The sequence below is a fragment of the Pseudomonas stagnisoli genome (genome assembly GCF_048595745.1).
GTDB classification, from domain to species: domain Bacteria; phylum Pseudomonadota; class Gammaproteobacteria; order Pseudomonadales; family Pseudomonadaceae; genus Aquipseudomonas; species Aquipseudomonas alcaligenes_A.
Window position 1 is genome coordinate 3,636,257 of record NZ_CP184361.1, and the last position, 12,340, is coordinate 3,648,596.

The 12,340-nt window shown below is 65.0% G+C and carries 11 protein-coding genes; 2 read left to right on the forward strand and 9 right to left on the reverse strand.

Features of this window, described 5'->3' with window-relative positions:
* Nucleotides 1-40: 40 nt before the first annotated feature.
* The 3 genes from zapE to ACOAPY_RS17550 all read right to left on the reverse strand — a co-directional run bounded on the left by zapE (nt 41) and on the right by ACOAPY_RS17550 (nt 3,206).
* On the reverse strand, nt 41-1,132 hold the full coding sequence (gene zapE, locus ACOAPY_RS17540; protein WP_465154163.1) for a cell division protein ZapE: 1,092 nt from the start codon (nt 1,130-1,132) through the stop codon (nt 41-43).
* 76 nt (nt 1,133-1,208) lie between these two features.
* A complete protein-coding gene (locus tag ACOAPY_RS17545) occupies nt 1,209-2,555 on the reverse strand; it encodes a tryptophan--tRNA ligase (protein WP_076584078.1) in 1,347 nt (448 codons plus the stop codon).
* Nucleotides 2,556-2,573: 18 nt separating this feature from the next.
* On the reverse strand, nt 2,574-3,206 hold the full coding sequence (locus ACOAPY_RS17550) for an alpha/beta hydrolase (RefSeq protein WP_465156846.1): 633 nt from the start codon (nt 3,204-3,206) through the stop codon (nt 2,574-2,576).
* Between the two features lie 132 nt (nt 3,207-3,338).
* Here ACOAPY_RS17550 and ACOAPY_RS17555 point away from each other — a divergent pair, with 132 nt between their 5' ends.
* Complete coding sequence (locus tag ACOAPY_RS17555; RefSeq protein WP_021701326.1) at nt 3,339-3,773, forward strand: Z-ring associated ZapG family protein; 435 nt, start codon at nt 3,339-3,341, stop codon at nt 3,771-3,773.
* A gap of 124 nt (nt 3,774-3,897) precedes the next feature.
* Here ACOAPY_RS17555 and cysN read toward each other — a convergent pair whose 3' ends face one another.
* The 3 genes from cysN to ACOAPY_RS17570 form a co-directional block, all read right to left on the reverse strand.
* Complete coding sequence (cysN, locus tag ACOAPY_RS17560; RefSeq protein ID WP_076428195.1) at nt 3,898-5,796, reverse strand: sulfate adenylyltransferase subunit CysN; 1,899 nt, start codon at nt 5,794-5,796, stop codon at nt 3,898-3,900.
* A 12-nt stretch (nt 5,797-5,808) separates the two neighbouring features.
* Nucleotides 5,809-6,726, reverse strand: coding sequence for a sulfate adenylyltransferase subunit CysD (gene cysD, locus ACOAPY_RS17565; protein WP_465154164.1), 918 nt, complete (start codon nt 6,724-6,726; stop codon nt 5,809-5,811).
* A gap of 175 nt (nt 6,727-6,901) precedes the next feature.
* Complete coding sequence (locus ACOAPY_RS17570; protein ID WP_076584071.1) at nt 6,902-7,660, reverse strand: Nif3-like dinuclear metal center hexameric protein; 759 nt, start codon at nt 7,658-7,660, stop codon at nt 6,902-6,904.
* A gap of 114 nt (nt 7,661-7,774) precedes the next feature.
* Between ACOAPY_RS17570 and algW the strand changes: the two genes are divergently transcribed.
* The gene (algW, locus tag ACOAPY_RS17575; protein ID WP_061903406.1) at nt 7,775-8,923 is read left to right on the forward strand and encodes a Do family serine endopeptidase AlgW; all 1,149 of its coding nucleotides are present in this window, start codon (nt 7,775-7,777) and stop codon (nt 8,921-8,923) included.
* A 42-nt stretch (nt 8,924-8,965) separates the two neighbouring features.
* Here the strand turns inward: algW and hisC are convergent, their stop codons facing one another.
* From hisC to hisG, 3 genes are all read right to left on the reverse strand, one after another.
* Complete coding sequence (hisC, locus tag ACOAPY_RS17580; RefSeq protein WP_465154165.1) at nt 8,966-10,021, reverse strand: histidinol-phosphate transaminase; 1,056 nt, start codon at nt 10,019-10,021, stop codon at nt 8,966-8,968.
* Nucleotides 10,022-10,134: 113 nt separating this feature from the next.
* On the reverse strand, nt 10,135-11,445 hold the full coding sequence (gene hisD / locus ACOAPY_RS17585; protein ID WP_465154166.1) for a histidinol dehydrogenase: 1,311 nt from the start codon (nt 11,443-11,445) through the stop codon (nt 10,135-10,137).
* A gap of 182 nt (nt 11,446-11,627) precedes the next feature.
* On the reverse strand, nt 11,628-12,254 hold the full coding sequence (gene hisG, locus ACOAPY_RS17590) for an ATP phosphoribosyltransferase (RefSeq protein WP_076584060.1): 627 nt from the start codon (nt 12,252-12,254) through the stop codon (nt 11,628-11,630).
* Nucleotides 12,255-12,340: the final 86 nt, after the last annotated feature.

The following is a 12,340-nucleotide window of genomic DNA, read 5'->3' on the forward strand; positions in this document are numbered from 1 at the left end:
GGAAGGCGCGGCGTTTTTTCTGACCGACCCGGGGCTGGCGTTACGGCTTGTGCGGACGCGACAGGAACTCGTGCGACTGCATCTCCAGCAGGCGGCTGAGAGTGCGCTGGAACTCGAAGTTCAGGCGGCCGCCGCTGTACAGGTCCTTCAGCTCCACCTCGGCGGAGATGATCAGCTTGACGTTGCGGTCGTAGAACTCGTCGACCAGGTTGATGAAGCGCCGCGCCATATCGTCCTTGGCCACGCTCATCTGCTCGACATTGGACAGGATCACCGCGTGGTAGATCTTGCCCAGCTCGATGTAGTCGTTCTGGCTGCGCGGGCCGTCGCACAGCTCGCGGAAGTCGAACCAGGCGATGTCGTCGCCCTCCTTGCGCGCCACGATCGGGCGGTTCTCGATCATCAGCGTCTTGTTCTCATCCACCACGCAGTGCTCCGGCAGCAGGCTGCGGAAGCTCTTTTCCAGACTGATCTCGGCCTCGGCGTCCAGCGGGAAGTGGAACAGCTCTGCCTGCTCCAGGGCGCGCAGGCGGTAGTCCACGCCGCTGTCGACGTTGACGATCTCGGTGTGCTCCTTGAGCAGGGCGATGGCCGGCAGGAAGCGCGCGCGCTGCAGGCCGTCGCGGTACAGACCGTCCGGCACGATGTTGGAGGTGGCCACCAGGCTCACGCCGTTCTTGAACAGCTCTTCCAACAGGGTGGCGAGGATCATCGCGTCGGTGATGTCGCTGACGAAGAACTCGTCGAAGCAGATCACTCGCGCCTCGTCGGCGAAGCGCTTGCCGATGATGGTCAGCGGATTCTTCTCGCCCTTGAGGGTGCGCATTTCCTCGTGCACGCGCTTCATGAAGCGGTGGAAGTGGGTGCGCATCTTCTGCTCGAACGGCAGCGCATCGAAGAAGGTGTCGACCAGATAGGTCTTGCCGCGGCCGACGCCACCCCAGAAGTAGATACCCTTGATCGGCCCCTGGCGCTTCTTGCCGAACAGCTTGCCGAGCAGGCCGGACGCCTTGGAGTCGGCCACCAGCTCGTCGTACAGACGCTGCAGGTGACGCACGGCGTTTTCCTGTGCGGCATCGTGGAAGAAGTCCGGCCGCTTCAGATCGGCCTGATAACGCTCAAGAGGAGTCATGCTGGGAACTTCGGTAACAAAAACGGGGCGGTCACTTTAGCGACGCACCCCGTGCTTGGCAATCATGCCGTGCGCTTCATTCCTGCGGGGCGAGCGCCTCATGCAGGCGGGCGATGGCCTGCTGCAGCGCGCCGGCATCGGCGAAGGCCGGGCTGTCGCCGATCTGCTCGTCGCCCAGCCACACCGAGAAGCTCAGCCCCTCACTGCGCACATCCAGCTCGGCGCCGGACTGCAGGGCCTTGCTGGCCTGGCCGGCGGCCTTGCCATCGGCAAAGGACTTCGACAGCAGCAGCTGCTCGCCGGCGGCATCCAGCAGGCGGAAGCGGAAGCTGCCGTCGTCGTCGCGGAAGCTGACGAAGCGCGCGCTCTTGGCCGCTTTCTTCTTCTCGCCACCCGCCACCTGCACCTGCTCGCGGAACGAGCGCAGGCCGACCGCCTCGCGCAGCTCGCCAAGGAACGGGGTGGCGATCCTGCGCGCCTTGGCCGCGCCGGCGAGGAGGATGTCCTCCAGGTCGGCAGGACGGGCGATCAGCGCGTTGTAGCGCTCGCGCGCCTCACCCAGTTCGTTTTCCAGCAGCTGATACAGGCGGTTCTTCGCCTCGCCCCAGGCCAGGCCGCCTTCCAGCTCGGCGCGGAACTCGGCCTGCTGCGCCTGGCTGGCGAAGGCCTGGTACAGGGTGAACAGGTGCGAGCCGTCAGCATCCTTGGGCTCGCCCGGCAGCTTGGAGTCGGTGACGATGCGAGCGATGGCGTCCTTCAGCTGCTTGGCCGTGCCGAACAGCGGGATGGTGTTGTCGTAGCTCTTGCTCATCTTGCGCCCGTCGAGGCCGGGCAGGGTCGCCACTTCTTCCTCGATCACCGCCTCAGGCAGGGTGAACAGCTCACGGCCCTGGCCGAACAGGTGGTTGAAGCGCTGGCCGATGTCGCGCGCCATTTCCACGTGCTGGATCTGGTCGCGGCCGACCGGCACCTTATGCGCGTTGAACATCAGGATGTCCGCCGCCATCAGTACCGGGTAGCTGAACAGGCCCATGGTCACGCCGGCATCCGGGTCTTCACCGGCCTCGACGTTCTTGTCCACCGAGGCCTTGTAGGCATGAGCGCGGTTGAGCAGCCCCTTGCCAGCGACACAGGTGAGCAGCCAGCACAGCTCGGGGATCTCGGGAATGTCGGACTGGCGATAGAAGGTCGCCTTGTCGGTATCCAGACCCAGCGCCAGCCAGGTGGCAGCGATCTCCAGGCGCGAACGCTGGATACGTGCCGGGTCATCGCACTTGATCAGCGCGTGGTAGTCGGCGAGGAAATAGAAGGAATCGGCGTCGGCGGCGCGGCTGGCAACGATGGCCGGGCGAATGGCGCCGGCGTAGTTGCCCAGGTGCGGGGTGCCGGTGGTAGTGATACCGGTGAGGATACGGGTGGTCATCTGGGTATTCGCTTCAACTTATTGGATACGGGGCTGCACCAGGTCTTTCAGCTCGGGCAACTTGCCGTGAAAAAAGTGGCCGCATTCTGCCACTTTCAGCAGCTCATGGGCACGCGCCAGCCTGGCGGACCAGGCATAGACGTCCTCGGGTGCGATGACTTCATCCTGTTCGGGCTGAATTACCACGAGCTCGCCGCCCTGCGGCAGATGCTCTGGCTGCTGCAGGCGATGCACGGCCGGCGCCACCATGAACAGCCTGGGAATGGCCACGCCCTGGTCCTCCAGGCGCCCGGCCAGCGCACCGGCGACGAAGCCACCGAAGGAGAAACCGAGCAGGGTCAACGGCAGCTCGGGATACTGCGCGCACAGCCAGTGCGCCACGGCCTCGGCATCGTCGACTTCGCCGCTGCCCATGTCATGACTGCCGGCACTGGCGCCAACACCGCGGTAGTTGAAGCGCAGGGTGTGATACCCCATGTCGCGCACCGCACGCTGCAGGGTGGAGACCACCTTGTTGAGCATGGTGCCACCCTGCACCGGGTTGGGATGGCAGATCAGGGCGACGCCGCGGGCGTCAGGAACTTCACAGCACAGAGCCTCGAGCGAGCCGCAGGGGCCGTCGATGGCAAGAGGGGTTTCGCGGATCAACAGCGGGAACTCCGTGACCCCGGGCGGGGTCGACACGTCTTGGTTAGGCACATCGCACAACAGGGCTTTGCCGCGGTATACAGCGCCGGCGAGAGCCGCTACCGTAAAACAAAGCCGCTTTCAGAGGAAGGACTCGTGGAACAATCGCTCACCCCCTGGCTGCTGCCCGCCTTGGCCCTGCTCGCCGGCATCGCCATCGGCTTCCTGGCCGCGCGCCTGCTGCCCAACGCTGCCCCTGGCCGCACCCAGCGCCAGCTGGACGACCTGCAGCAGCGCTTCGACAGCTACCAGAACGAGGTGGTGACCCACTTCAACACCACCGCCAGCCTGGTGAAGAAGCTCACCCAGAGCTACCAGGAGGTGCAGGAACACCTGTCCCAGGGCGCCAACCGCCTGGCCGCCGACGAACTGACCCGCCAGCGCCTGCTGGCTGCGCTCAACACCGATGAGAGCAAGGCCCCGCGCGAGCGCCTGACCCCGCCGAAGACCAACGAGGCCCCGAAGGACTACGCCCCCAAGGAGCCGGATGCGCCCGGCACCCTGGACGAGAGCTTCGGCCTTAAGCGCTGACCGGCAGTCCCCCAGAAGCCCCGCACTGGCGGGGCTTTTTTATGGGCATCGATAGCGGACGCGCCGGCCTTCGACCGCGCACAAAAAAGCCCCGCCAGTGCGGGGCTTATTCGATCCGGCAGGCTTAGATGGCGCCGCGACTGCGCAGCAGATCGAGCACCTGCTTGACGCCCTCCTCAACCGACACAGCCTGGGTGTCGATCACCAGATCGGCATCCAGCGGGATGTCGTAGGGGAAGGACTCGCCCGGAATGTTGTCGCCACCGGCGGCATACAGACCTTGCGGATCGCGCTCGCGGCACACGGCCGGCGAAGCCTGGACGTAGACGGTGAGCAGACGCTCGCTGCCAATCAGCGCCTTGGCCTGCTCGCGGCCTTCGGCATCCGGCGCCACAAAGGCGGCCAGGGTCAGCAGGCCGGCTTCGTTGAACTGACGCGCCACGTGCGCCGCACGCCGCCAGTTTTCGGTGCGCCCGGCACGGTCCTGCGGCAGGCCCTTGTTCAGGTCATGACGCAGGTTCTGGCCATCCAGCACGTACACGGCGCGCCCCATGTCGAACAGCTTGCGCTCCACGGCATAGGCCAGGGTGCTCTTGCCGGCGCCGGAGAGGCCCGAGAACAGCACGGTGGCCGGCTGCTGACCGAAGCGGGTAGCACGCTCCTCGGTGGAGACGTGGGCCAGCTTGCCGTGGTGGCCGCCGCCCTGAGCACCAACCGGATCGGCAATGATCATGCCTGCACCGACGGTGCCGTTGGTCAGGCGGTCAATGACGATGAAGGCACCGGTGGTGCGGTTGTGCTCGTAGCCATCGAGGGCAATCGGCGCATCCAGAGCGACCTTGACCCGGCCAATCTCGTTCAGCTGCAGGCTGCTGGCCGGCCCCTGTTCCAGGGTGTTGACGTCGACACGGTGAACGATGCTCGGGATCGAGCCCGGCACGTAGCTGGTGGCGCGCTTGATGTCGTATTTCTTGCCCGGCAGCATCGGCTCCTCAGCCATCCACACCAGCATGGCGTCGAAGCTGTCGGTGACCAGCGGACGGTTGTCGGCATGCACCAGCATGTCGCCGCGCGACACGTCGATCTCGTCTTCCAGAGTCAGGGTGACGGCCTGGCCCGGACCGGCCTGCTCCAGCTCACCCTCGAAGGTGACGATAGACTTGACCTTGCTGCCCTTGCCCGACGGCAGGGCCACGACTTCGTCGCCCTTGCGCACGATACCGCTAGCCAGGGTACCGGCGAAGCCACGGAAGTTCAGGTTCGGACGGTTGACGTACTGCACCGGGAAGCGCAGGTCGTCGAAGTTGCGGTCGCCGGCGACTTCCACGGTTTCGAGGATTTCCATCAGCGACTGACCGGTGTACCAGGGCGACTGCTCGCTCTTGTTCACCACGTTGTCGCCCTTGAGCGCGGACATCGGCACGAAGTGCAGCGAGGTCGGCTTGAGCGCGATACCTTCGGCGAACTTCAGGTAATCAGCCTTGATCTGCTCGAACACGCCCTGATCGAAGCCCTTGAGGTCCATCTTGTTGATGGCCACCACGATGTGCTTGATGCCCAGCAGGCTGGCGATGAAGCTGTGGCGCTTGGTCTGGGTCTGCACACCATAACGCGCGTCGATCAGGATGATCGCCAGGTCGCAGGTGGAGGCACCGGTCGCCATGTTGCGGGTGTACTGCTCATGGCCGGGGGTATCGGCAATGATGAACTTGCGCTTGGCGGTACTGAAGTAGCGGTACGCCACGTCGATGGTGATGCCCTGCTCGCGTTCGGCCTGCAGACCGTCCACCAGCAGCGCCAGGTCCACTTCGTCACCGGTGGTGCCGACCTTCTTGGAGTCCTTGGTGATGGCTTCCAGATGGTCTTCATAGATCATCTTGGTGTCGTGCAGCAGGCGCCCGATCAGGGTGCTCTTGCCGTCATCGACGTTGCCGCAGGTGAGGAAGCGCAGCAGCTCTTTGCGTTCGTGCTGAGCCAGGTAGGCAACGATGTCCTGGCTGATCAGATCGGATTGATGGCTCATGATGCGGAATCCTTAGAAGTAGCCCTGACGTTTCTTTTCTTCCATCGAGCCGGCCTGGTCGTGGTCGATGACCCGCCCCTGGCGCTCGCTGGTCTTGGTCAGGAGCATTTCCTGGATGATGTCGGTCAGCGTGGTCGCCGTGGACTCCACCGCGCCGGTCAGCGGGTAGCAGCCGAGGGTACGGAAACGCACCATCTTCTTGGTGATCCGGGCTTTCTCTTCGTCCGTGAGGTGCTCGAGGATACGATCGTCGTCGATCATGATCAGCGTGCCGTTCTTCTCGATCACTTCGCGCTCGGCGGCGAAGTACAGCGGCACGATCGGGATCTGTTCCAGATAGATGTACTGCCAGATGTCCAGCTCGGTCCAGTTGGACAGCGGGAAGACGCGGATCGACTCGCCCTTCTTCACCTTGCCGTTGTACACGTTCCACAGCTCGGGACGCTGGTTCTTCGGGTCCCAGCGGTGCTTGCTGTCGCGGAAGGAATACACGCGCTCCTTGGCGCGGGACTTCTCTTCATCGCGGCGGGCGCCACCGAAGGCGGCGTCAAAGCCGTACTTGTCCAGCGCCTGCTTGAGGCCCTCGGTCTTCATCACGTCGGTGTGCTTGGCACTGCCGTAGGTGAAAGGATTCATGTCCTGCGCCACACCATCGGGGTTGATGTGGGTAATCAGTTCCAGCCCCATTTCCTCGACCATCTTGGCACGGAAACGGTACATCTCCTGGAATTTCCAGCGGGTATCCACGTGCAGCACCGGAAACGGCAGCTTGCCGGGGAAGAACGCCTTGCGCGCCAGATGCAGCATCACGGCGGAATCCTTGCCGATGGAGTACAGCATCACCGGGTTGTCGAACTCGGCGGCCACTTCACGAATGATGTGGATACTTTCCGCCTCGAGCTGTTTCAGGTGCGTCAGTTTGTCGAGCATGGCTATTCACGAATCAGGAATGGACGGCCGGCGGGCCGTGGACGAGGGCGCACTCTAGCACAGCACCCTATTCTATTGAGGAGGCCTTTTAGATCGAAACGATCTAGATTTATGCCCAAAAATCAGCGCCTTCCGGGCCTGGCAGGACCGCCACAGCCAGGCTGCGCAAGAGCCCTCAGACGGGGTTCGGGCAGTCGATGAACAGATGCTCGATGGCGAAGCGCCGCGCCAGGTAGTCACCCAGAGCCTGCACGCCGTAGCGCTCGGTAGCGTGATGGCCGGCAGCGATGAAGCTGACGCCGTTCTCGCGGGCGCTGTGGAAAGTCTGCTCGGAGGCCTCGCCGGTGAGGAACAGATCGACCCCGGCAGCGATGGCATCGTCGATATAGCCCTGACCGCCCCCGGTGCACCAACCGATGCGCCGCACCATGCCCGCACCTTCCACCAGCAGCGGCTCGCGCCCCAGCACCTCCTGCACCCGACGGGCGAAATCGCGGGCGGTCATGGGCTCGGCCAGCGAGCCGAGCAGGCCGACCACCTTGGGATTGTCCGGATCGAGCGGCCCTTCCACGGTAATCTCCAGCTGCCGCGCCAGCTGCACGTTGTTGCCGACTTCCGGGTGCAGGTCCAGCGGCAGGTGGTAGGCCAGCAGGCTGATGTCGTGACCCAGCAGGGTCTGCAGCCGGCGCCGCTTCATACCGGTGACGCGCGCATCCTCACCCTTCCAGAAGTAGCCGTGATGCACCAGCACCACGTCGGCCTCGGCCTCCACCGCGGCGTCCAGCAACGCCTGGCTGGCGGTCACGCCACTGATGATGCGGCGGACCTGCGGTCGCCCCTCGACCTGCAGGCCATTGGGGCAGTAGTCGGCGATGCGGGCGGCATTGAGAAAGCGGTCAGCTTCCTCCACCAGGGTGCTCAGGGCGATGGCCATGGGAATTCCTCGTCAAACTGTTGCCGGTGCTGCCCTTACTGCCGGCCGCACCTCTATAATGCCGCCACCTTAAGGGCCGCCTCGGGCCCTCGCAACCCTCAGGATTTCTCATCGATGCTCAAGGCCCTGCGCTTCCTTGGCTGGCCGCTGCTGGTCGGCCTGCTGCTGGCACTGCTGCTGATTCAGCGCTACCCGCAATGGGTCGGCCTGCCAGCCAACGAGGTAAACCTGCAGCAGGCGCCGCAGTACGGCATCGCCCAGGAGGGCCCGGTGTCCTACGCCGAGGCCGTCGGCCGCGCGGCACCGGCGGTGGCCAACCTGTACACCACCAAGATGGTCAGCAAGTCCAGCCACCCGCTACTGGAAGACCCGGTGTTCCGCCGCTTCTTCGGCGAAAACCTGCCCAAGCAGCGGCGCATGGAGTCGAGCCTGGGGTCGGCGGTGATCATGAGCCCGGAAGGCTACCTGCTGACCAACAACCACGTGGTAGCCGGCGCCGACCAGATCGTGGTGGCGCTCAAGGACGGCCGCGAAACCCTGGCCCGCCTGATCGGCAGCGACCCGGAAACCGACCTGGCGGTACTCAAGATCGACCTGAAGAACCTGCCAGCCATGACCCTGGGTCGCTCCGACCAGATCCAGATCGGCGACGTCACCCTGGCTATCGGCAACCCCTTCGGCGTCGGCCAGACCGTGACCATGGGCATCATCAGCGCCACCGGGCGCAACCAGCTGGGCCTGAACACCTATGAGGACTTCATCCAGACCGACGCGGCGATCAACCCGGGCAACTCCGGCGGCGCCCTGGTCGATGCCCACGGCAACCTGATCGGCATCAACACGGCGATCTTCTCCAAGTCCGGCGGCTCCCAGGGCATCGGCTTCGCCATCCCGGTCAAGCTGGCGCGCGAGGTGATGAAGGCGATCATCGAGCACGGCCAGGTGATCCGCGGCTGGCTGGGCATCGAAGTACAGCCGCTGACCCCCGAACTGGCCGAATCCTTCGGCCTGCAGGGGCGTGCCGGCATCCTGGTGGCCGGCATCTACCGCGGCGGCCCGGCGCAGAAGGCCGGCCTGCAGCCCGGCGACCTGATCCTGCGGATCGACGGCGAACCTGCCGTCGATGGCCGGCGCTCGATGAACCAGGTAGCGCGCACCCAGCCTGGCGAACAGGTGGTGGTCGAGGTACTGCGCGCCGGCGAGCTGCTGGAGCTGACCACCGAGATCGGCCTCAGACCCCCGGCAGAAGTACAGGAGCAATGAAAAAGGCGCCCCGCGGGGCGCCTTTTTTGTTTCCGGCCCGACTCAGAGCAACGAGCTCAGGGCGTCCAGCAAGGCCTGATTCTGCTCCGGCGCACCGATGGTGATGCGCAGGAACTGGGCGATGCGCGCCTGCTTGAAGTGGCGCACGATCACGCCCTGCTCGCGCAGGCCGGCGGCCAGCGTGGCGGCATCGCGCTGCGGATGGCGGGCGAAGACAAAGTTGGCCGCCGAGGGCAGCACCTCGAAACCGTGGGCCTGCAAGCCGGCAACCACCACCTCGCGACTGTCGATCACTTGCCGACAGGTAGCGCGGAAATAGTCTTCGTCCTCGAAGGCCGCCGCCGCGCCGACAATGGCCATGCGATCCAGCGGATAGGAGTTGAAGCTGTTCTTGATCCGCTCCAGCGCCTCGATGAGGTCCGGGTGGCCGACCGCAATACCGACCCGCAGGCCCGCCAGCGAGCGCGACTTGGACAGGGTCTGGGTCACCAGCAGGTTCGGGTACTTGTGTACCAGCTTGATCGCCGTCTCGCCGCCGAAGTCGATATAGGCCTCGTCGACCAGCACCACGCTGTCCGGGCTGCCCTGCAGGATGCGCTCGATGGCGTCGAGCGGCAGCAGGCAGCCGGTCGGCGCGTTGGGGTTGGGGAAGATGATGCCGCCGTTCGGCCGCGCATAGTCTTCGGGACGGATCTGGAACTGCTCGTCCAGCGCCAGCGCTTCATGCTGGATGCCGTACAGGCCGCAGTAGACCGGGTAGAAGCTGTAGGTCACGTCCGGGAACAGCAGCGGCTTGCCGTGCTGGAACAGGCCATGGAAGGCGTGCGCCAGCACCTCGTCGGAGCCATTGCCGACGAACACCTCGGCGGTGCTCACGCCGTAATAATCGGCCACGGCCTGCTTGAGGCGATCGCTGTTGGGGTCCGGGTACAGGCGCAGGCTGTCGCCCAGTTCGGCCTGCATGGCGGCGATCGCCTTGGGCGACGGACCATAGGGGTTCTCGTTGGTGTTGAGCTTGACCAGCTTGGCCAGTTTCGGCTGCTCACCCGGCACGTAGGGCACCAGGTCCTTGACGAAGGGGCTCCAGAACTTGCTCATCTGCCCTTCTCTCCTCGATTTTCTCGGTTCGCGTAGGGTGGAAAACTGCGAAGCATTTTCCACCGAACAACACGGTGGACAAGCAAAGCGTTGTCCACCCTACAAAACAGCCATCAAGGCTTGATGCGGTACTCGGCGCTGCGCGCGTGGGCGGTCAGCGATTCGCCACGGGCCAGCACGGAGGCGACCTTGCCCAGCTCGGAGGCACCTTCGGCCGAGCAGTGGATGATCGACGAGCGCTTCTGGAAGTCGTACACGCCCAGCGGCGAGGAGAAGCGCGCGGTACCGGAGGTCGGCAGCACGTGGTTGGGGCCGGCGCAGTAGTCGCCCAGCGCTTCTGCCGTATAGCGGCCCATGAAGATGGCGCCGGCGTGGCGAATCTGCGGCAGGTACTGCTCGGGGTTTTCCACCGACAGCTCCAGGTGCTCCGGCGCGATGCGGTTGGCCACTTCGATGGCCTGCGCCATGTCGGCGACCTGGATCAGCGCGCCACGCCCCTCCAGCGAGGTACGCGCGATGGTCTCACGCTCCAGGGTCGGCAGCAGACGGGCGATGCTCTCGGCCACGCGGTCGAGGAAGGCGGCGTCCGGGCTGACCAGGATGGACTGCGCATCCTCGTCGTGCTCGGCCTGGGAGAACAGGTCCATGGCAATCCAGTCCGGATCGGTCTGGCCGTCACAGACCACGAGGATTTCCGAAGGACCGGCGATCATGTCGATGCCGACCTTGCCGAATACATGGCGCTTGGCGGTGGCGACATAGATGTTGCCCGGGCCGACGATCTTGTCTACCGGCGGCACGCTCTCGGTACCGTAGGCCAGCGCGGCCACGGCCTGGGCGCCGCCGATGGTGAACACGCGGTCGACCCCGGCCACGCAGGCGGCAGCGAGGACGATCTCGTTGATCTCGCCGCGCGGGGTCGGCACCACCATCACCACTTCCGGCACGCCGGCGACCTTGGCCGGGATGGCATTCATCAGCACCGACGAGGGGTAGGACGCCTTGCCGCCCGGCACATAGAGGCCGGCGCGGTCCAGCGGGGTGACCTTCTGGCCCAGCACGGTGCCGTCAGCCTCGGTGTAGGTCCAGGAGTCCTGGCGCTGGCGCTCGTGGTACAGGCGCACGCGCTCGGCGGCCTTTTCCAGGGCAACGCGCTGTTCGGCGCTGATGCGGGTCAGGGCCAGTTCCAGACGCTCGCGCGGCAGGATCAGCTCGGCCATGGACTGTGCCTCGACGCCGTCGAAACGCTGGGTGAATTCGACCACGGCGGCGTCGCCACGCTCGCGCACGGCCTGGATGATGTCCAGCACACGCTGGTTGACCGCGTCGTCCGACACGCTTTCCCAGCTCAGCAGATGATCCAGATGACGCGCAAAGTCCTGGTCAGCGGCATTGAGTCGGCGGATGGCGGTAGGAGCGGTCATAGCGGGCCTCTTAATTGGCAAATCCTCGGGCGTCGCTAGGCTACCAAGCCCACCGTATGGACGCCCGAGAAAAGTGGCTATGACACGGATAGGCAGACGCGACCGATGGTCGCGCCGATGGTATTAGCGTCGGTGGTCGAAAAATGCTCGTGCATTTTCGACATTCCCGCCATCCCTGGCGGTCATCGGGATTCGACCGCGCTGCGCAGGGTCTCGATCAGCGCCTGGATGCGGCCATGCTGCATCTTCATCGACGCCTTGTTGACGATCAGCCGCGAGCTGATGTGGGCGATCAGTTCCTGCGGCTCCAGACCGTTGGCTCGCAGGGTGTTACCGGTGTCGACCACGTCGATGATCTTGTCGGCCAGGCCGACCAGCGGTGCCAGCTCCATGGAACCGTACAGCTTGATGATGTCGACCTGACGCCCCTGCTCGGCGTAGTAGCGCTTGGCTACGTTGACGAACTTGGTGGCCACGCGCAGGCGCCCTTTCGGCTCCGGCGCGCCGACCTTGCCGGCGGTCATCAGCTTGCAGTTGGCGATCTGCAGGTCCAGCGGCTCGTACAGGCCCTGGCCGCCGTACTCCATCAGCACGTCCTTACCGGCCACGCCGAGGTCGGCGGCGCCGTGCTCGACATAGGTCGGCACGTCGGTGGCGCGCACGATCAACAGCTGCACGTCATCCTGAGTGGTCGGGATGATCAGCTTGCGGCTCTTTTCCGGATTCTCGGTCGGCTCGATGCCGGCTGCGGCGAGCAGCGGCAGGGTGTCGTCGAGAATGCGGCCCTTGGACAGCGCGATGGTGAGCATTGCTAAAACCTAATCATGAGAAGCGCTTTTAATCGTCTGGTGCCAACGGGCCTGGGCCCGCCAGCACAGCGGTGAAGCAACCGACG

Coding starts and splice junctions, on each gene's coding strand:
- ACOAPY_RS17570 (WP_076584071.1), bottom strand. CDS start 7,660: ATGGCCATCGCCCTGAGCACCCTGGTGGAGGAAGCTGACCGCTTTCTC.
- hisD (WP_465154166.1), bottom strand. CDS start 11,445: ATGACCGCTCCTACCGCCATCCGCCGACTCAATGCCGCTGACCAGGAC.
- cysD (WP_465154164.1), bottom strand. CDS start 6,726: ATGCTCGACAAACTGACGCACCTGAAACAGCTCGAGGCGGAAAGTATC.
- hisC (WP_465154165.1), bottom strand. CDS start 10,021: ATGAGCAAGTTCTGGAGCCCCTTCGTCAAGGACCTGGTGCCCTACGTG.
- ACOAPY_RS17545 (WP_076584078.1), bottom strand. CDS start 2,555: ATGACCACCCGTATCCTCACCGGTATCACTACCACCGGCACCCCGCAC.
- algW (WP_061903406.1), top strand. CDS start 7,775: ATGCTCAAGGCCCTGCGCTTCCTTGGCTGGCCGCTGCTGGTCGGCCTG.
- zapE (WP_465154163.1), bottom strand. CDS start 1,132: ATGACTCCTCTTGAGCGTTATCAGGCCGATCTGAAGCGGCCGGACTTC.
- hisG (WP_076584060.1), bottom strand. CDS start 12,254: ATGCTCACCATCGCGCTGTCCAAGGGCCGCATTCTCGACGACACCCTG.
- cysN (WP_076428195.1), bottom strand. CDS start 5,796: ATGAGCCATCAATCCGATCTGATCAGCCAGGACATCGTTGCCTACCTG.